13 protein-coding genes are annotated in these 20,503 nt (G+C 33.4%); 4 read left to right on the top strand and 9 right to left on the bottom strand.

Features of this window, described 5'->3' with window-relative positions; translation table 11 throughout:
• Positions 1 to 29: 29 nt before the first annotated feature.
• The 4 genes from gmk to AAGD63_RS04295 form a co-directional block, all read right to left on the bottom strand.
• Entirely contained in the window at positions 30 to 638 is a 609-nt protein-coding gene (gene gmk, locus AAGD63_RS04280) for a guanylate kinase (RefSeq protein ID WP_341813144.1), read from the bottom strand.
• 35 nt (positions 639 to 673) lie between these two features.
• Entirely contained in the window at positions 674 to 2,440 is a 1,767-nt protein-coding gene (locus AAGD63_RS04285) for a pentapeptide repeat-containing protein (RefSeq protein WP_341813145.1), read from the bottom strand.
• On the bottom strand, positions 2,424 to 3,392 hold the full coding sequence (locus AAGD63_RS04290; RefSeq protein WP_341813146.1) for an ankyrin repeat domain-containing protein: 969 nt from the start codon (positions 3,390 to 3,392) through the stop codon (positions 2,424 to 2,426). Before AAGD63_RS04290 ends, AAGD63_RS04285 begins: the two co-directional genes overlap by 17 nt.
• 561 nt (positions 3,393 to 3,953) lie before the next feature.
• Complete coding sequence (locus AAGD63_RS04295; RefSeq protein ID WP_341813147.1) at positions 3,954 to 5,300, bottom strand: IS110 family transposase; 1,347 nt, start codon at positions 5,298 to 5,300, stop codon at positions 3,954 to 3,956.
• Positions 5,301 to 5,590: 290 nt separating this feature from the next.
• On the opposite strand from AAGD63_RS04295, the gene AAGD63_RS04300 reads away from it, so the two are divergent.
• The 4 genes from AAGD63_RS04300 (at position 5,591) to AAGD63_RS04315 (ending at position 10,158) form a co-directional block, all read left to right on the top strand.
• Entirely contained in the window at positions 5,591 to 6,745 is a 1,155-nt protein-coding gene (locus tag AAGD63_RS04300) for a hypothetical protein (protein ID WP_341813148.1), read from the top strand.
• A 171-nt stretch (positions 6,746 to 6,916) separates the two neighbouring features.
• A complete protein-coding gene (locus tag AAGD63_RS04305) occupies positions 6,917 to 8,440 on the top strand; it encodes a hypothetical protein (protein ID WP_341813149.1) in 1,524 nt (507 codons plus the stop codon).
• A gap of 228 nt (positions 8,441 to 8,668) precedes the next feature.
• Positions 8,669 to 9,376, top strand: coding sequence for a uroporphyrinogen-III synthase (locus AAGD63_RS04310; protein WP_006012088.1), 708 nt, complete (start codon positions 8,669 to 8,671; stop codon positions 9,374 to 9,376).
• The gene (locus AAGD63_RS04315; protein ID WP_341813150.1) at positions 9,376 to 10,158 is read left to right on the top strand and encodes an exodeoxyribonuclease III; all 783 of its coding nucleotides are present in this window, start codon (positions 9,376 to 9,378) and stop codon (positions 10,156 to 10,158) included. The genes AAGD63_RS04310 and AAGD63_RS04315 overlap by 1 nt, the downstream gene beginning before the upstream one ends.
• Positions 10,159 to 10,195: 37 nt before the next feature.
• Here AAGD63_RS04315 and AAGD63_RS04320 read toward each other — a convergent pair whose 3' ends face one another.
• The 5 genes from AAGD63_RS04320 to AAGD63_RS04340 all read right to left on the bottom strand — a co-directional run bounded on the left by AAGD63_RS04320 (position 10,196) and on the right by AAGD63_RS04340 (position 20,138).
• Positions 10,196 to 11,155 carry a hypothetical protein gene (locus tag AAGD63_RS04320; protein ID WP_341813151.1) on the bottom strand — a complete coding sequence of 320 codons (960 nt, stop codon included), beginning with the start codon at positions 11,153 to 11,155 and terminating at the stop codon, positions 10,196 to 10,198.
• An 879-nt stretch (positions 11,156 to 12,034) separates the two neighbouring features.
• On the bottom strand, positions 12,035 to 14,563 hold the full coding sequence (gene polA, locus AAGD63_RS04325; RefSeq protein WP_341813152.1) for a DNA polymerase I: 2,529 nt from the start codon (positions 14,561 to 14,563) through the stop codon (positions 12,035 to 12,037).
• Between the two features lie 111 nt (positions 14,564 to 14,674).
• Positions 14,675 to 16,141 carry an Asp-tRNA(Asn)/Glu-tRNA(Gln) amidotransferase subunit GatA gene (gatA, locus tag AAGD63_RS04330; RefSeq protein ID WP_341813153.1) on the bottom strand — a complete coding sequence of 489 codons (1,467 nt, stop codon included), beginning with the start codon at positions 16,139 to 16,141 and terminating at the stop codon, positions 14,675 to 14,677.
• A 185-nt stretch (positions 16,142 to 16,326) separates the two neighbouring features.
• Positions 16,327 to 18,699 carry a DNA topoisomerase (ATP-hydrolyzing) subunit B gene (gyrB, locus tag AAGD63_RS04335; RefSeq protein ID WP_341813154.1) on the bottom strand — a complete coding sequence of 791 codons (2,373 nt, stop codon included), beginning with the start codon at positions 18,697 to 18,699 and terminating at the stop codon, positions 16,327 to 16,329.
• A gap of 206 nt (positions 18,700 to 18,905) precedes the next feature.
• On the bottom strand, positions 18,906 to 20,138 hold the full coding sequence (locus tag AAGD63_RS04340; RefSeq protein WP_341813155.1) for a hypothetical protein: 1,233 nt from the start codon (positions 20,136 to 20,138) through the stop codon (positions 18,906 to 18,908).
• Between the last annotated feature and the right edge of the window lie 365 nt (positions 20,139 to 20,503).

Below are 20,503 nucleotides of genomic sequence, written 5' to 3' on the forward strand. Positions count from 1 at the left end.
ATGCTGCTAAAAGAGATAAACAAATATTTTTATAGATCTTTCGGGCTTTGTTTTTCTTCTAATTTTTTAATCCTTTCTTTATTTAGTATTGATTTTATCTCTTCTACGCTTTTATCAAGATCATCATTAACTATGACGTAATCATATTTATTACTTTTACTTATCTCTTTTTGGGCTTCGGATAATCTTCGCTCTATTTCAATTTCATCATCACTATTACGCCTTTGTAGACGCAGTCTAAGCTCTTCCATTGAGGGAGGTAGTATAAAAACACTTACAACTTTTTCTCTTAAGATTTCAAATAAATGAAATGCTCCTTGCCAATCTATATTCAGTAAAACACTTATGCCACTACTCAGGTTTTGTTCTATAAAATCTTTTGGTATACCGTAAAAATTTTCAAAAACTTTAGCATATTCAAGCATTTGACCAGCCTTACATAGTTCATGAAACTTTTCTTCAGTAACGAAAAAATAGTCTTTTCCATTTACTTCACCGGGACGAGGTTTGCGTGTAGTTACAGAAATAGACATAACTAAATCGGTTGATTGCTCAAGTAATTTTTCTGATATAGTAGTTTTTCCAGCTCCAGAAGGAGAGGATAGAATCAGTAGTATGCCCTCATTTTTTACGTTCATTTTTCCTTATTTAACAAGTACATTATAGAGCTTTTTTAAGACTTTGTATTTTTTGAATCAAAGTTTAAAAGACTAGAGCCCTCTAAATTAGAATTTGATAAATTGGCATCAATAAGAGAGGAATTATCAAAGACAGTATAACGTAAATCGGCTTTTTCAAGACTTGCCTTATTCAAATTAACGTTTACAAACTTTGCTCTACTTAATATTGAATTAGAAAAATTAGCATTTTCTAAATTCATGTCTTTAAACTCAAAGTAAGAATAATTTACATCAAATTTTTCACCCTGCGATATTTTCTCTTGCAGATCTTTAATTGAAGTTATAGCACTCTCTAGACCTGTAATTTTGTTCTGTCCCTGATTGTCAATCAAAATTGAATTATCAAATTTGCAATCTGTTAAATGAATATCAGCAATTGAACTTTTATATATGCTTGAAGAGAGAAAAGACATATCACTTATTGTCGAATCACTCAAATTGCTAAGAAAAAAACTAGTCTTTCTAAAGGTATTATCATATAACACGGAGAATTTGAAATCACTTTCAATAAAATTTGAATTAGTGACTTTTAAGTTAGACCAGCTCGAATTATCAGCTAATAATTTGAAGAATATTGAATTTTCTATCTCACTGAAGTCAATACTATGGTGGGAAAGAGTACTATTATAAATTTGAGAGTCTTGAATTTTTGTCTTATACATTGAAGTTGTGGAAAGATCTGAATCTTCTATTTTTGCAGAGGTAAACAATGAATGGTCAAAGAACGAACCATTCATGTCAGAATTTACAACTTTAGTATTATGAAACTTTCCATGACAAATGTTAGCGTTATAGGTATTAACTTTATGCAATTCACTAAAACTAAAATCAATATTAGATAAATCAGCATCCTGAAGGTCTGATTCGAAAACATATGCATGTTTTATCTTGGAACCATTTAGTATAGATTTAATGAAGTTTGAATTATCCCCTTTCACATAGGAAATTTGTGAATTGCTTAAATTGGCTTTTTCAAAGTTACTATCAACTATAATAGAAGCATTAAAATAGGCGTTCGAAAGATTGCTACCTGTAAAATCCAATTTTTTTATTTTAGCACCGTATATATTAGCGTTTTTTAGTGAAGAGAATTGTATCTTGAGCTTGTGTGCATCCACTCCAAAGAAACTTGCATTGTCGAAATTATTCTTCTGCATAACAGTGTCGTTTATTTCACTATCACTAAAATTGATGTAGCTGGCACTTGAGTTTGATAAATTGGAGAAATTCATTTTTACATTCAAGAATTTGGTATGCAAACCAATTATATTACGCATACTTACTTTGTTGAGATTAGAATTGACAAAATCAGCATAACTGATATTAGATTGATCAAATATGATATCTATTAGATTTGTAGAAGCAAATTTTGAAAAACTTAAATTTGTGCCTTTTATTTTAACACCATGTAAATTAGCATTGGAAAAATTAGCACCACGCAAATCAACATCGATAAAAGACACATCTGATAAATCGGTGTTAGAAAAATCGGCACCAATTAAACTTACTCCATCAAAAATAGATTTGCTTAAATACAATTGACTAAAATTAGCACCATTTAAATTAGGACCAAAACCTTTCTTAAAATCTTGTGGTATGCCTGCTTTGTTGCACTGTACTAAAAATTTAGCAAAATCTTTTGTATTGTAAGATACGTATTTTACATCGTGCAGAGCACTTAAAAAATCATTGATTGCATCATCTCCATAGCATAAATGACCAACTAAAATTAATATCAAAAGTCTAATTATCTTTTGCATCGCAGGTACTTTCTTTTGTTTTTATAGCAAAGTTATACATCTCTGAGTCTTCTTCATTGTTTATTTCTTTATCCTCTAAAAGGTATGGCATCATTTCAGCAATTGCATTTATTATATCGATCTGCTTTTTCTCAATTGCTATGTCAATAGGGGACTTAAAATTATTATCAACTACTCTAGGATCAGCACCTTGTAATAAGAGAAAGCGAACTGTGTCTATTTGACCTTGTTTCACTGCATAAATTAGAGGAGTATCACCCAATTTATTTCTAAATCTTAGTATTTCTTGAATTGTTAATCCAATTTTTTCTAGCTTATTTATTACTCCTCTTAGACAAATTAAGTTGCCCTTCTTGATGCAGTAAAAAAATTGCTTACTGTAATCATCAGTAAATATAGTTTTAGGAAGGTGCTCATTTAGGCTATCATATTGTCTTTTATATATAGACTTGCTTTTATGTTTTTTTATTTCTTTGTTTAGCTTTGTCCATTTTTCGCTTTCTTCATTTTTTTTGTTCACAGGTGTTATATTGTCAGGCTGTTCTTCTTTCTTTTTCTCTGTTAATTGGCTTGTTGAAAGTTCGGTGTCTTTTTTGCTAATCTCCTCTTCAGGCTGTAGGTTTGTTTGATTATTGTGACTGATTTTCTTCTCTTCAGGTTCTTCTTTTTTTTCTTCTGATAAAGGACTTGTTAGAGCTTTGGTATCTTTTATATTAGTCTTCTCTTCAGACTGTAGGTTTGTTTGATTACTTGAAGGTACTTCTTCATTGATTACATTTGTTGGGTCTGTGCTTTCTTTGAGTTCGCCCAGAAGCGGAGAAGTTTTTTCAGCATCAGTGTTGCTTTTCGATACGTCTTCTTGATTTATATTTTCTTCAGGTTGCTCTATAGCAAACAGGTTAGATGATAAAAATATAGCAACTAATAGTATGAAATATAAAGTATTCTTCATAAATATTATGATTAATTAAAATGATACTATAATCAAATGATTAATCTACAGTAAAAAATGCCTTAGGGTTTTATTTATAAAAAACATTTATATTACCTTTTCTATACGAGTAGAATTTTGCAAAGACTGAATATCAAAGTTTTTCCCATTTATTTAGGTTTTACCTTAAATTGTCATTGGAGTAGCTGACACTGTTTTTTTTCTGGATTCCAGCGTCACGCGCTGGAATGACACCTTCATAATGTTATTCCATTTCTCTTGTCATCCCAGTACTTGATACTGGGATCCATTTTCCATCATCATTAGAAACGTTATATTTTAGCATAACTTTTATGCTCGCAAATTTAACTGGATGCCAGTGCTGGCTACTTTTATGACATCTATCATTTTATGTTTATAGTATTTTTTGCAAATAAACGTTCGTAGTTGTAAATTAAATGCAAAAAAATACTTGACACATTTGGTAGTTTAATTATTATTAGTGAGAATGAGGGTATTTTAGAGCTCGAAGTTCACCTTATTCAAGTCTGCAGGCTTTTCAATTAATCTTCTAACAAACTCCTAAGAACCTTTTTCATCTATCGGCTCCTCTTTCATTAGTATATAACCAAATTCCTTTGCTTTTTTAAGCAAATTTTTGACTACTCTCTCTTTGTAAAGTGTTTCATAATAGTTCATTCCTTTCTCTACATATTCTTGTCCATATTTCAACATTTGATAAAAGATACATGCTAATTTCCTTGCTGTCGCAGTTATTGCTTTTGGTGCTCCTAGCCTTTTTTTCAGCCTTCTACTATATGCACCTATTGCACTTTTGCTTCTCAACACACAATGGGCAGCCATTCGAAATGCATTCGCAGCGCGGTTAATAACTTTACGAGTTCCTGTTCCAACAATTTTTCCTCCTGTAATTTTATTAGCAGGGCTTAATCCAAGCCAGGAAGAAAAATGTTTTTCTGTTGGCCATTTATTATGATTTATACCTGTTTCCGAAATGATAGTTTGTACACTTAATACATCAAATCCCGGGACTTTAGTAAAATCTATCCCGGTTATTCGATTTAAATCCTCATCCGCAGCAAAATCTGGACCATTCTTCTGCTTCCGCTTTCGTATTTTATTCAACATCCTGTTCTCATTTGACTTTGCCTCAAATGTTTTATAGTAACTCTCTATACTTTTATCACATTCCGTTATTTGCTCTTGAAAAAAAGTATATGCTGCATATTCTTGTTTTAGTGCAAACAAGTGTTCTTCTCTATAGTCTCCTGTTAATGCTTTTGCTATAGTAGGCTTGTCATTCTTCATGTTTGAATTTCTAAATTCAGCTAGTTTTTGGGGGTCTTTCTCTCCTTCAATTATTGCTTTAATAATTTTCATGCCTGTTAAACCGTTGATATCACTAATAACCTTATGCAATTGAATATTCATTTGAATTAGCGCTTTTTGCATACGTTGAGTATGTTTAGCTGCATTTTCAATTAGATTAGCACGTTGTCTAACGTAACTACGCAATACACACATTTGATTATCCGGTCTAAATGATCCTTGAAGCAGTCCATAGCTGTGCAATTGTTGCAGCCATTGACAATCCTGAACATCAGACTTTCTACCAGGCACATTTTTGACATGTCGCGCATTTACTAGTTTTACCTCAAATTTATATGATTCTAATATTTGAAATAAGGGAATCCAATATACTCCAGTTGACTCCATGGCCACAGTTCTAACCTGACACTTTTTTAACCACTTTGCTAAGTTGTGTAGATCTACTGTAAAGCACCCAAATTTTTGGATACGTTGTTCATCTCTTCCTTCAGGTGCACATACATAATGTACAGTCGAGCCAATATCAATCCCTGATGCGTCAGGGTTTATTATTTTTAATTTACTTTTTGCTTCTGCCATATAAAATTCCTCCTATACTATTATGATAAGAAGCACTTCAGCTTGGGACGGTTAGGTTATACAATCTTCTAAACGAGGTAGTCCAGAAAGAACTCCATCAATGGCTTTACCGTTTCCCCCAAAACCATGCTTTCAAACGGGCATTTATAGCACCATTGATTGTTTCGGTTATAGCTGCAGAAGCGCTTCTTCGTAAAACTATATCCAAAAAACATAAAGTAAAGAGAAAGAGTTTCTTTTTGGTTTTATAGATTTCGTCTGTTCAGGCTTTCAGTGAAATGGGCAAAAGTGTGAACAATCAGCAAACACCAGCAGAGGAAACATTTACAAAAGATTCACCACAGTCAGCTACACCAAGTAGCAGTGGATATTCTTCTCTTAATACACCTTCTTCACGCAGAAGTTCTTTGTCTATTAGTAGTGAATTTAATGGTGAAGATGAAACATTTGAGAGCAACACGTTTGATGAAGAAGAGAACAAACAAGAAGGAAATGAGTTAGAGGATAGAATAAGGGAGTTAGAGGAAGAAAACACATATCTCAAGGAGCAAAGCGCAAAGTTAAAAAAACATAATACAAGGATAACAGAAGAAGGTGATGAGGAACTAAATAAATTAACCAAGGAAAAGCAAGATTTGGAAAAAGAAGTCACAAGACTTAAAGATGAATTGAAAAGAAAGGAAAAAGAGTTAGCTGAAAAGGATAAAGACATAGAGCAATTAGCACAAAAAGTAACCGTACTAGAACAAAGTCAAAAAAATAAAAATGTTGAAATAATAGATTTAACTAATCAATTGAACGATAAAGAAAGTGAGATTCAGTCAACAAATAGAATAAATGAAGAGCAGCAGGAAAAATTAGAGCAAAGCAAAGCTAAGTTAAGTGCACTAGAAAAAAAGAATGCAAATTTGGAAAATGATCTAAAGAAAACATTGGCAGAAGGTTTAAAGGATAATCACGAAAAGCAGTTGTTAGAAGAATTGACGGAAGAAAAAGGGAAAAACAATACATTGGCTAAAGAGATGAAACAATTGTCTCAAGAATTCAATGAACTAAAAAAAAGAAATGAAAATTTAGAGAGGGAAATTTGGCAACTTAAATCTGGAAAATCACTTGCGGATGAGATGAGTGAAGTAACTACGAAAGTAGCTACTTCAACTCAAACTGAAGTTGAATATGAAAGTAGAGGAATAGAGGCAAGTGATCACGAAACTACAGTTCCTAAAACACAAGACCACGGTACAAATGCAGGTGTTAATGCATCATCTTCAACAGATCAAAAAAAGACTAAAGAAATGGAAGTTCAAACTGAAGAGCAAGTGATTGATTTATACAATAAAGAAGGCAAATATGTCAGAACAGAACTATCAGATCCAAAATCAACCCCTGCTGAGATTCCTAAAAATCTATTTCTTGAAAAGGATGAGTTTTTGCTTCAGCTATAGCCAGTCCAAACGAGATATTATATTGCAATAATCACTAATTTTCTGTGCTTTCAAAAAAACACATCAAGCAAAATCATTTGAAAGCAAGTGGACATTGTTAGGTGAATTAACCCTAACTTAAGAATCAGATATATACAATATTAGTATGTTTAATTAATAGTGAGGTTAAAAATGTCACCTAGTGAAATAAAATCTAACTCACGTCCTGTTGAAGCTCAACAAGATAATTTGGGTGTTAGTACAATTATGCAAGATTCATTAAGTGCAGGTATTGTTCATGATTCTAAAAAACTAAAGGAAAGAATTACTGACTTGTTAAAAGGAGATACAGAATTTTCTAAAATGAAGCAAGGAGATAAGGCCCTTGTAGTAGGTACAGCAAGTGGATTATTTGCAGCAGTGATACCACTTTTGGCAGTTGGTGCAACACTTGCTATACCAGGTGCTATAGTTGGTCTTACCTTATATTTCGCTGTGAAAGTTGCTGTAAAAGCAGTTCAATCTGGATATAAAGGACTCAAATGGTCAGCAGAAAAAACAGTTGAAGGAGCGAAGCATATTGGCGGAAAAATCAAAGATGGTGCTGTATATGCCAAGAATTCGGTAAAAGAAACTGCAAGTTCTGTAAAACAGGCAACACAAGAGAGAGCTAGCTCTACATTAAGAAAAATGGGGGATAACATTCAAAACCTTGGAAGGAAGATGAGTGATAGTGGTGCAAGCATTTCTAGTTTAGGTGGCATCGCATATTCAATAGGTAATGAAGATCAAACTGTTATTTTGAAAACAAAAGAAAAAACGAGAAGTTTTAATAGTGTAAAGGAAATGTTTGTCAAGGAAGTTTTTGAAGACAAAGGTGTGAATAGCTCTGCTTTAACTAGGAAAATATTTTCTAAGCTGGGGGAAAAAATATTAGAGAAAGCTTATTCTGTTGATGGTCAACACAGTGCCAAAAAGGACCAGTTGATCAACCGATTGAAGCAGCAAATAGATTTTATCAATAAATTAGATGCTAAGAAGTTGCAACATTTGTTAGCTAAAGATAATAGCAGCCTATATGAAATTTTTTCTGAATATCATGATGAGATTAAGGAAGTTATTAAAGAATGCAAGGAAAAGCATACTCGTTTTAATACTTTAGAAAGGCTTAAAGCAAGTTCTATGAATTCACTGGAAAATAGCTTATCAGGTAGTAGTTCAACGAGTTCTATAAGTACTGTTATCAGCGAAGCGGAGTTGTTAAACCCTAGTGAGCATAAGAAAGTAAAAGAACCTACTTCATTTTGGAGCAAGTTGTTACTATCACTAAAAGGTGGCAAAAAGCCAGAGGAAGCTACTTATATAAGATATCAAGATTCTGAGTTGGATCAGATACAATCTGCGGAGATAGGAAATAGCCGTTTTTATGTTGCTCCGGAGAAATCGCCAAGAAGCAATTCAATGGGTTCTTTAAGCACTGACAGTACTGCTACAACTTCTAGCTTTGCTAGTTACCGTCGTAATTCTGATAGTGGGTTCAATTCACCAAGTTCTTCTCCGCAACATGGTATGTTCACTGAGAAAAATGGCAAGTTAAAAACCCAAGCTGACTTAAGAAAGACAGATTCTTTGGACAAATTGGTGGGACCTTCTTCAACAGTAACTGCTGAAGTTGATGTAGAGCAGCAAGCTCCAAAAACGAATGAAAGACAGTAAACAAAATTACCTACTTTCTTCAAAAGGATGTTACTAACTGAGTAACATCCTTTTTTTCATTTGATCAAAAACATTCGCTTGTTTATGATCAATTTTTTATTACTAGGCCAACTATTGAGTTTCTCTTGCCTTTTTCATAGGTTACGCAAGAAACTTAAAAAATAAAAGTTTTTATTCAATAATTTGTGTATAAGGGATATTATTTTACTGATAGTGAAATAAACCAGAATGAAGTCTATTTTATTGACAAGGCCTTTATTAGATTCGTTGAGCACAAGAAGCACGCTAAAAAAATATGGATACAAAGTTTTTATAGAGCCAGTATTCACAATAAAGTACTTAAATCCTGATATATCTACGTATGAATTTGACGTTGTGATATCTACAAGTAAAAACAGTGTAAAGGCTTTCAGTCAAATATGTAAAGAGTATGGCTTTCCAATTATTACGGTTGGTAATTCAACTATGCAGGCTGCAAAAAATTTGGGATTTTCCGATATAATCTCAGCAGACAGCAACGTTGATGGTCTGATATCATTCATAAAATCTCATTATTCAAATACAATAAAGTTCTTATATATAAGGGGACAAGAAGTATCATGTGACCTAAAAAAGAGATTATCTGAAGAAGGTTTTAACGTAAGAGAAGTTGTACTCTATAAAACAATTACTAAAAGGAGTCTAACTAATAGGTGTAAAAATTTACTATTGGACGGTAAAATTGATAGCGTTGCTTTTTTTTCCTCACAAACTGCAAGGGTATTTTGTTCATTAGTTCTAAAAAGTGGGCTATCTACTGTGATGAATAATACAGTTGCATATACCATGAGTAAAAACATTGCTGATAGTTTAAAGTTAATCAAGTGGAAAAAAATTATAACATCGAGGTTGCCTACAGGGGAGAGTTTAATTGATATAATTAATAAGGATTGTTGATGCTAAAGATTGCAACTTGGAATGTAAACTCCATACGTAAAAGAATTAACCAACTTTGTAGTTTTATAGTTGATAGTCAGATAGATATAGTTTTGCTGCAAGAGATAAAATGTACGGAAGAGCAATTTCCTTATGCAGAAATAGAAGAATTAGAATATGAATATGCTATCTATGGACAGGTTGCAAGAAATGGTGTTTGTGTTTTATCTAAATATCCAATACTGGAAAAATTAAAAATTGATGTTGTAGAGAGTCATCAAGAAGCACGTTATATAGAGTGTGTGATAAAACACACCAATAATAAGGTAAGGGTAGGAAGTGTATACGTTCCAAACGGTCAAAGCCCAGACTCTCATACGTTTGAGTATAAACTCAAGTTTTTTGATAACCTATATGAAAGGATGGGCACTTTGTTGAAGAATGAAGAGTTAACCATCATAGCTGGCGATTATAATGTTGCACTGGATGAAATTGATGTTTTTGATTCAAATTTATTAAATGGCCAAGTGTGCTTTCATATAAAAGAGCGTGAGAAGTTAAGAGGAATCTTGAATCTTGGATTTAAAGACGCGTTTAGAATATCTCACCCAAATTTGCAACAATTCACTTGGTGGAATTATCAAGGCAATTCACTCAGAAACAATCAAGGAATGCGAATAGATTATATGCTATTATCGCCACAAGCTTCAGATAAATTGGAAATATGTTACATAGATGATAGGTTGCGTAAACTAGAAAACCCATCTGATCATACTCCCGTTGTATGTGTTATAAAACAATAAAGGACCTATTACACAATTCACCTTTGGCAAATAGGTCTTACTTGACTGCTGTCTTTTCTGTGCTTTTGGTTGGCTGATCTATAGTAATTTTTCCATCAAGCATAGTAAGCTGCTCACCCCCTTTATTTCCTACCTGAGGAGCTTGTTCCAGAGTAGGTTGTTTTTTACTCCCGTCAGCAATTGTTTCAAGAGAGCTTTCAATTGGGGTTTTTAAAATATCATCAATACCCTTGTAAATTTTTTCATTCAATTTTGCTCTCTTTTCTGTATCATCTTTATCTGGTGAGCTAGGGTCATATAAAGTACCTGGACTATTATTTGAAAAAAGAACCTCAACTCCTCCCTTTACAGCAAATATTGTACCAATAACAGCAGCAACTATCGCAAGTGTAGTAGGACCAAAAATTAATATTGAAGCAATGGAAAAAAGAATAGGAAGAAAAACTTTACGTAAGAACTTTGTTACCATCTCTTCATCACTAAGTAGTGGTTCATCCTCTTCTTTTTTATCCCCACCTAAAAATGGTATTTTTTCTTTCACTCCCTCCATAAAGGAGCCAGAAATATTTTTCGGGTCTATTTTTATTCCCAATGGTAACCCAACAAGTTTTATTAGTGAATCCTTAGCTTCTGTACCACGTATATCAGCTACACAATCATCTACTAATTTCTTTATTTCAACATTCTTGACATTCTCTTTGTTCGCTAATTTTTTCTCTCTAACTTCTTTAAATACAGAAAGTAAAAACTGACAAAAATTCTCCTCACTGAGTGATTTTATATCTTTTGGATTGACATTATTAAGTAGTATGTCCTTATAAGCTGATATAAAATAATCAGTTATTCCTTTGTCCTTCTTTGATTTGGCTTTAGCTTCTAATACTTTTACAAAGTAATCGTAAATTTCCTTATGTTCCTTCTTGAAGAGCATCTCATTTTGCCCGTTCACCTGAGTAGATGACTCTAAAGGCTTATTTTTTGCTTTTGGAACTGTCATAATGATCTATTCGTACTAACCTATGTTTTAATTATAGCATATTTTTCACATTAGTTCAAATTTCTTAGAACCTGTCTTGAAAGAGAAAAAAAGAAAAGAATAAAGCAAAAAATAGAAAAGTAACAAATGATATAAGTGATAAGGGAATGTAAAAAATTGCTTCCATATATTTTAAATCTGATTATAATTACAGTTAGAGATATTTTAAGAGCTCAAAATCTATCTTTGTCTGCAGACTTTTCAGTCAAATTTTTAATCAAAAAGCGTAGCGTATCTTCTTTAGTGCATGTAAATATGCTTAATCTCTGTTGTATGTGCGCTGCACTTTTTTCTAATCTTTTTTTTTTACACAGGGGGATTTTATGTCCAGAATTCCAGATATTTGACCTTTACTTTAGCTAAAAACTAATAGGCGCCTATTGTTTAACGCTAATTAAAATAAAAATTTTTCTAATATATAGAAAAATCACTGTTTACTGAAAACGGGGCAAGAAAGCTGCTAATGTCACAGAATTTTAGGTAAACGTTGTTTGCTTAACGTGCTCTCCTTACTTCAAGAACTCTTTAATATGACTACTATTATACTTGCGAAATTAACCACTCAAGGCATCCGTTCAGGGGTGTGGCAAAATAAGGTAAAAGTGAATTTACAACAATAAGGTGTCATTCCAGTGCTTGACACTGGAATCCAGCCTTTTGTAGTCTCATTGAAAGCGTTGCTTTTAATATCTATGATTAGGTTGCTTGTGAGCAATTTGGATCCCAGTGTCAAGCACTGGGATGACATTACTTTTGCTTCAATATTTACACATTAGCCATGCATCTGAACAGATACTACTTAAGTCCTTTCAAGACAGGTTCTTAGGGTCTACGGTATAATTAAGAAAAGCCCCAGTTGTCGCTAATTTTTATTTCTACTTCAAGTGGTATAGAAATTTCTACTGCATTTTCCATTATATCTTTCATAAGTTTTGCTGTTTCTTGCACTCTGCTCTCTTCCACTTCTACAAGTAATTCATCATGAACCTGGAGGATTATTTTACCTGACTTTAACTGATCAAAAAGCCGAATCATCGCGCGTTTTATTATATCAGCGGCAGTTCCCTGCAGTGGTGCATTTATTGCTGCCCTTTCTGCAAATTGTCTTAGATAAGGAATTTTATTGTTGATGTCTCTTACAAAACATCTTCTACCAAACAAAGTCTCTACATAACCATGATTTCTCGCGATAGATACTGCTTTTTCCATATAGACCTTTATTTCTGGGTAACAAGAAAAATAGTAATTAATGTATTCAGCAGCCTCTTGAAAGGTAATGCCAAGTCGCTTTGCAAGGCCAAATGGACTAATGCCATATATAATGCCAAAATTAATGGTTTTTGCTTTGCGTCTTAATTGCTCATCTATTTCTTGCACTCCAAAAACTTGTCTTGCAGTGATATCATGAATATCTTGCCTATTTGCAAAAGCTTCTTTAAATGCGGTAACATTTGCAACGTGTGCCAGGATTTTTAATTCTATTTGTGAATAGTCAGCAGAAATTATCTTGCAACCTTTTGGCACAATAAAGGCTTGCCTGATAAGACTACCTTCTTCGCTTCTGATAGGAATATTTTGTAAATTAGGATTGCTAGAGCTCAGCCTTCCAGTTGCAGTCACAGTGATTGAAAAGCTTGTATGTATCCTACCATCAAGCGGATCAACCTGTTTTATTAACGCGTCAGTATAGGTACCCTTTAATTTACTTGAATGTCGCCAACTTAAAATTTTACCTGCGATTTCTGTCCCCTCCTCTTCAAGTGCCTCTAGAACTTCAGAGTTTGTGCTATAAGACCCAGATTTTGACTTTTTCTTTTTACTTAGCTCCATTTTATTAAACAAAACATCACTTAATTGTTTTGGCGATGCAATGTTGAATTTTTCTCCTGCTAAATTATGTATATCGTTTTCAAGTACAGCAATTAGCTGCTCAAACTTATCAGACAATTCCTGTAGTTTTTGAATATTGAGCAGTATTCCATTTTGCTCCATATCAAATATTACTTTCATGAGAGGTCTATCAAAGCGCTCGTAAATCGTAAAAAGTTTTTCCTGAAATAATCTTTGTGTCAGTTTCTCATGGATCGCTATTAAAATTTTTGCCGAGAAAGTTTCTACATTTTTACTTAAATTGTGTGCAATTATGTTTGGAATGCTGTGATCATGCTTACCTGTGTCAAGGCTGTATGACATGATCATCAGGTCATCAATTGAGTCTAGCACTCTCTCTATTGTAGGAAATATTTCTCTGATCTTTCTAATATCATGTACTATTTTAAGCACCCCATTTGAAAATAAAGTTGAATTTATTATAGTAAGTGCATCTTGTAGGCAGCTTTGATCTATGTAGAAAATATTATCCTCACTACAAGATAAGGAGATTTTATTCAATCTATTGTTTTCAAAGTGGCAATGAATTGCAATTTTACCTTCATATCTGCAATACTCCAAAAATTTTTCTAATTCTTCACTACTATATTCTATTTTCTCTTTTGTGCTAGATCCACTATAAGAAAAGAGCTTTTCTACTTTTCCTATCAATGAATTAAATTCATATTTCTTCAAAAAGGATAACAATTTTTCCATATTTGGAGGATGGACTTCATATTTTACAATATCATGTTGAAGATCTACTTTTTTGCATAGTGACAAAAGTTCTCTTGAAATTAGTACTTTTTCCTTATGCTCAGTAAGAATATTACGAACTCTTGTTTGCTCAATGTTATTGATGTTTTCTATAACGTTATCCAATGAATCAAATTCATCTAGTAATTTAGCTGCAGTCTTTGGCCCTATTCCTGGAACGCCTGGAATGTTATCAGATGCATCTCCAGTTAGAGAAAATAAATCAAGAAGCTTATTTGAATTTACACCAAATTTTTCTATTACTTTTTTTTCATCTATGTATATATTTTTAATAGGATCAAATATTAAAATATTGTAATTCAAAAGTTGAAATAAGTCTTTATCTGATGAGACTACTACTACTTTAAAGTCTTCGTGGTTGGCATATTTTGCAGCTAGTGTTGCAATTATGTCATCTGCTTCATAGCCTTCAATCTCTTCATAGCTAAAGTTAAAAGCTTCTACCGCTTCTCTCAGTATTGTAAATTGTGGAATTAGATCCTCAGGAGGTGTTACTCTGTTTGCTTTGTACTCAGAATACAAACTGTGCCTGAAATTTTTTTTGCCAGAATCAAGTGCTATAGTTAAGTAGTCCGAATGGGGAATATACTTCAGAACCATATTAAGAAAACCGTACACAGCACCTACTGGAATACCAGCTGTGGTAGTTAAATGATGTAAGACATAGTAAGCCCTGAAAAGAAAACCATAACCATCAATGATTGTGAAAGTTTTTTCTTTCATTGTAGATATTTATGTGTGCCTTTGATGGTCTGTTATTTAGCTATAAAAATCAAGCTCTTGTTTCCTATAGCCAAAATAATCATAATGCTATAGTTACTATAAGAAAACATATTACGTAAGGGAATTAACTATTCTGCCACAATTTTGCTCTATCACACTTGCCATATTTAATATTCCAGCTTCATCGTAATAATTTCCAATTACTTGCAAAGCAAGTGGTAAGCCTTCATTGGAAAGTCCAACAGGAACAGAAATAGCAGGTAACCCTGCTAAGCTTGCCGGCACGGTAAACACATCATTGATGCACATAATTAGCGGGTCTGGCTTTTCATTTAAGCCAAAAGCTTCTGTTGGAGCAGATGGCACAAGTATGTAATCTATTTTTTCAAACGCTTTTGTAAAATCATTTCTGATTAATGCCCTAATGCACTGTGCTTTTTCATAATACTCATTGTAATGATCTGAAGAAAGCGCATAAGAACCAATTAAAATTCTCCTTTTCACTTCTTTACCAAAACCTTCTGCTCTTGTTAGCGAATACATTTCTTCAAGGGTATCAGCATCAACCCTAAATCCGTAACGTACACCATCATAGCGAGCAAGATTAGATGAAGTTTCAGCAGAACAAATTAGATAGTAAACCGGTATCGCATATTTAGTATGAGGCAGAGTAATGTCAACAACTTCAGCACCATTTTCTTTTAAATTGGAAGAAACTTTTTCCCAATGATGAACGATTTCTTCTGAAATTCCATCCATTCTATATTCTTTTGGTATACCAATGCGCTTACCCTTGATATCACCATTTATAAGATTAGAGAATTTAGGCACTGGTCTTTCGCTCGATGTTGAATCTTTTTCATCATAGCCACAAATTGTTTCCAGCATTAACGCTGAATCAGAAACGGAACGAGTAATTACTCCTGCTTGATCGAGAGAACTTGCAAACGCAATCATACCAAAACGCGAACACCTTCCATAAGTTGGCTTTATTCCCACTACTCCGCAATAAGCTGCTGGTTGACGTACAGACCCACCAGTATCGCTTCCTAATGCTCCAGCGCATAAAAACCCAGCAACTGATGCTGCAGATCCACCAGATGATCCACCAGGAACAACTTTTTCTCCGTCACTTTTTCTAATCCATACATTTTTAACAGGACCAAAATAGCTATTTGTGTTCGCAGAGCCCATAGCAAATTCATCCATGTTAAGTTTACCAAGCATGGCTGCTCCACTTTTTAAAAGCACATTAGATACCGTAGATTCATAAGTCGGGATGAAATTTTCCAGCATTTTTGAGCATGCTGTTGTTTTTATTCCTTGTGTACAGAATAAATCTTTAACACCAACTGGTATGCCCATAAGTGATGAAATATTATCTTTTTGTTTCAAAAAGTATTCATCTGCTATTTTAGCAGCTTTTATCGCGATTTCTGGGGTTTTTGTTACAAATGCATTTAGTTGCTCATTTTCAACTGCACTAACATGCGCTTCTACAAGCTCAACAGCAGAAAAATCCCCCCGCCTTAGTCCATCATGCATCTCTGTAATAGTGAGCCTTCTCAATTCATTCATTAATATTCAATTTAGCGAGGCATTAATTATAACAACAATAGGACAGAAAATCTATATATTTATGATCGAAAACGGGAATACAACCGAGATCAATTCAGATTTCTGAAATGGATTGGTTAGTAGTACGTTTTAAATAGCCGGTTTAGCACACAATGCTAAGCCATAAGGGTTTAGCGTTTCTAAAATCAAATATCAACATCATGCACGTTAAGTGCATTGTTATTTATAAAGTCACGACGTGGTTCAACTATATCACCCATTAGCACCGAGAATATGCTATCTGCTTCTTCACAATCTTTTATTTCAACTTTTAGCAGAGTTCTAGTTTCTGGATTGAGTGTAGTTTCCCAAAGCTGATCAGCATTCATTTCACCAAGGCCTTTAAATCTCTGCAGAGTTAAACCTTTTTTACCATAATCCATCACTATTTTTGCGAGTGCACTTGGAGACTTTATTTTTATTTCAGTTTCTTGCGATTGTAAAAATGAATCACCATTAAATAAGTCAATTATGTTATCAAGAGAACTCAATATATTCCGTATTTCTTTACTTTCAAGCATACTAAGCGAGAATACATATTTGTCTGCTAACCCTTGAAACAATTTAGCAATGTGAATTTCCTCATCTTTTACTTCTACTTCCCAATTATATTCACTATACATCAATTTTAAATATTTTAATATCTCATCAGCAGACAATAGAGCATTCTTTTTGCTTAAAATTAGCAATGATTCTAAGAGATCTTTTGGTATTTCCCTATCATAATTTTTGCTAATGTTTGAAATACTGAGGCACTTATTCAAAACGAAACGCAAATCTTTGCCTACACCATTTAATGTTAATTTTTTAATCGCTGAATTTACTATATACTCTTCAAAAGTTTCATCATCTTTGATATAAGTATCTTTAGCATTTTTTGTAACTTTATAGAGCGGTGGCTGCGCTATGTATAAATATCCTTTTTCAATTACTTCACGCATATGTCTAAAAAAGAAAGTTAGAATCAAAGTTCTTATATGCGAGCCATCAACATCTGCGTCTGTCATAATGATAATTTTATGATACCTAGTTTTTTCAATATCGAAGTGCTCACTCCCTATTCCAGCTCCAATTGCCGTGATCAGAGAGCCAATTTCTGCAGATGAAAAAATACGATCCAGCCCTGCACGTTCTACGTTTAGAATTTTCCCTCTTAAAGCAAGTACCGCCTGTGTTTTACGATTACGTCCCTGCTTTGCAGTACCACCTGCGGAATTACCCTCTACTATAAACAATTCCGATAACTCAGGAACTTTTTCCTGACAATCGGCAAGCTTTCCAGGTAGAGTTGCAATATTAATATTGTTTTTATTTTTAACTAACTCTCGTGCTTTTCTTGCGGCTTCTCTTCCTTTTGCTGACCTAATCGCTCTTTCTACTATACTTGCTGCTAACTTGGGGTCAGTTTCAAGTATTGTACTCAACTTGTCAAAAACTATGCTCTCTACAACTGCCCGCGCTTCAGAACTGACCAATTTATCTTTTGTCTGTGAAGAAAATTTAGGATCAGGCATCTTGAGAGATAAAACACAAGTTAAGCCTTCTCTAACATCTTCTCCAGTCAAATTCACTTTTGCCTTCTTCAAAAAACCTTCATTGTTTGCATAGTTATTGATACATCTGGTTAGTGCAGATCTAAACCCTGCCAAATGCGTACCACCATCCCGTTGTCTTATATTATTTGTGAAGCATAGCATATTCTCATAGTAGGAATCATTCCACTCCATTGATATTTCTACACTGGTACCTAGATCTTTTACATTATCTCTAATGCTGGCAATTTTAGTAACATGTGTCTTATTCTTGTCTAAGTACCGTACAAAATTCGCTGTACCAAAATTATCTTCAGACTCTTTACTATCGTTAAAATGAGACTTTACATGTGGTTTATTACGGAGATCACGCAAAATGATCTCAATATTTGAGTTTAAAAATGCCAATTCTCTGATGCGACTCTCAAGAGTGGAGTAACTAAAATCAATACTACTAAAAGTCCCCGTTGATGGCATAAACGTTACTCTAGTTCCTCTTTTATTTGTGTTTTCATTAATTACCTTTAAAGATTCAATAGACTCACCATCTTCAAAGCGCATGAAATATTCCTTCTTATTGCGCCAGATGGTTAATTCCAGCCAACTCGATAACGCATTAACAACTGAAATTCCAACACCATGTAATCCTCCAGAAACCTTATAGGTATTGCTGTCAAATTTACCTCCTGCATGTAATTGGGTCATTATCACTTCTGCTGCTGATATCCCTTCCTCTGGGTGAATGTCTGTTGGAATGCCACGACCGTTGTCGGTTACAGAAACTGAACCATCTTCATTTATGCTAACTTCAATCTTACTGCAATACCCAGCTAAAGACTCATCTATCGCATTGTCAACAACTTCATACACCATATGGTGCAGACCAGATCCATCATCAGTATCACCAATGTACATACCCGGACGCTTTCTCACAGCATCAAGACCTCTTAGGATTTTTATTGCGTCAGCATTGTAGTTACTTTCCATGGAATTGCTTTATTTATAAATATTAATTAATATTACATTTGTATGTGCTGATTAGCAACATCTTTAAGTTGAGAGATAGATAAAACATAACATATCACCTACACGAAGTGGTTTTACATGTTATTTCAATACATAAACTTAAGTTCAAATAATCATACAAAACTCTGCTTCATATTTCAAGATAAATGGCTACAATCAAATACAATTTACCTTCTTCTTTCAATTGGACTTTCTAGCGCAACACAGGATAAGTTGCTCATACACTCTTCTAATATTTCATTCTTTTTATCATTGTTTAATCTATTGCTGAACTCTTGACACCTTCTCTCAAGAGCTGAATGCGTAGTCATAATATATCTTACTGTTTCAGATGATAACTCTGGTAACTCGCTACGGATCCTTTCTTGTTCTGTTCCAGAGAAATTGGTGAAATTGGCTCTGGCCATTTCAGGGAATTTTTGTGTGATCGTTTCTTTTATCATTGCTCTAGCCTCTTCTCCATCGAGTGTAATAACCACTGATGGATGTAAGCCAGATAAAGACTCAAATAATTTATTGTATGTTCCACCTGCACAACTTTGACCTTGATTACCGTAAGTTGTTGCAGCGTCTACAAGACCTTTTAAAAACATATCTTTTCTGTTTTTTATGTCTTCATCATTCAAAGGAGTTCTTTGATTTTCTGTCCCTGTATTTCTATCATTGCAGGCTTTCCAACACAAAATAGCTGCTTGCTTTAGTGTTAACTTACTATGATTGTCTTTAAAATTATCTCCTGTTCTATTGATAAATCTTAAGCATTCAAGTGCATGAGATTTATCGCCTTCTGTAAATTCATTTGATTGTTTGATGTACTCTTCAATGTCGGTTGTGTTGCCTCTATTTAGCTGTACATAGAATTCATCTTTGCTTAAATTCTCTTTATACTTTTCTATGAGTCTATCAACACTCAAGTTTATACTAGCAACTGCACTTGGATCATGAGTAGTTTGTGCCATAAAAGGAATGGCTGCTAAATCTTGAAAGAAAATAGGCCTTTCTTCCTCTGGAATTTGTTGTATTAAATCGTTAAACTGCTGTATTTCTTCAATGAGTGATTTATTTAGCAACCATAAGCACAATATAGGCAGTACCAAAAGCACACAGGAATTAATAATGTGTATAATTAAAAAAATGCTTAATGTTATTCTAATAACATTTTTTGGCCACGCTGATAATCTTTTTTCATTTTCCCTTGGTTTGAAAAAATAATTTACTAATGATAAATACAAAGAGAGCTGTAAAAGAAGAAAAAATGAAGGAATCATACTTACTAATAAAACTATATTAATGAATCTTTTAATTTTATTAGTGTTGTTGTAAGCATTTTGCACTCTTTCTATTAAAGCCTGTACTCTATTTCTATTTTGCTGTTGATTATTATTTTGACCTGCAAACATACCCTATTCTAACATTAATATATCATACTATAGAAAGAATGTAAATAAAGCAAGAAACTTATCAACTACCTGTAAAAAGCTTTATTTTTGCTTGATAGGAGGTTCTATCTTTGTACTTTCTACATTATTGAGAGTACTGCCTGTTTTTTGTGCAGCAATTTCTTGAATACCTTTCACAACAAAATACACTACTAGTGCTAAACCAAGAGTTATAATAGTTAGCGTAACTAATGACGCTAACTGAACTTTGATCTCTAAACCTGTTTTTGCTTTATTCTCTCTTAGGAATCGAGCCATGACTTGATCGTTTTCCTGCATCGCAAGATCTAAAGGAGTAAGACCCTTTCCATTTTTTATATTAATGT

This window comes from Wolbachia endosymbiont (group B) of Germaria angustata (assembly GCF_964026725.1).
Lineage (GTDB): Bacteria > Pseudomonadota > Alphaproteobacteria > Rickettsiales > Anaplasmataceae > Wolbachia > Wolbachia pipientis_C.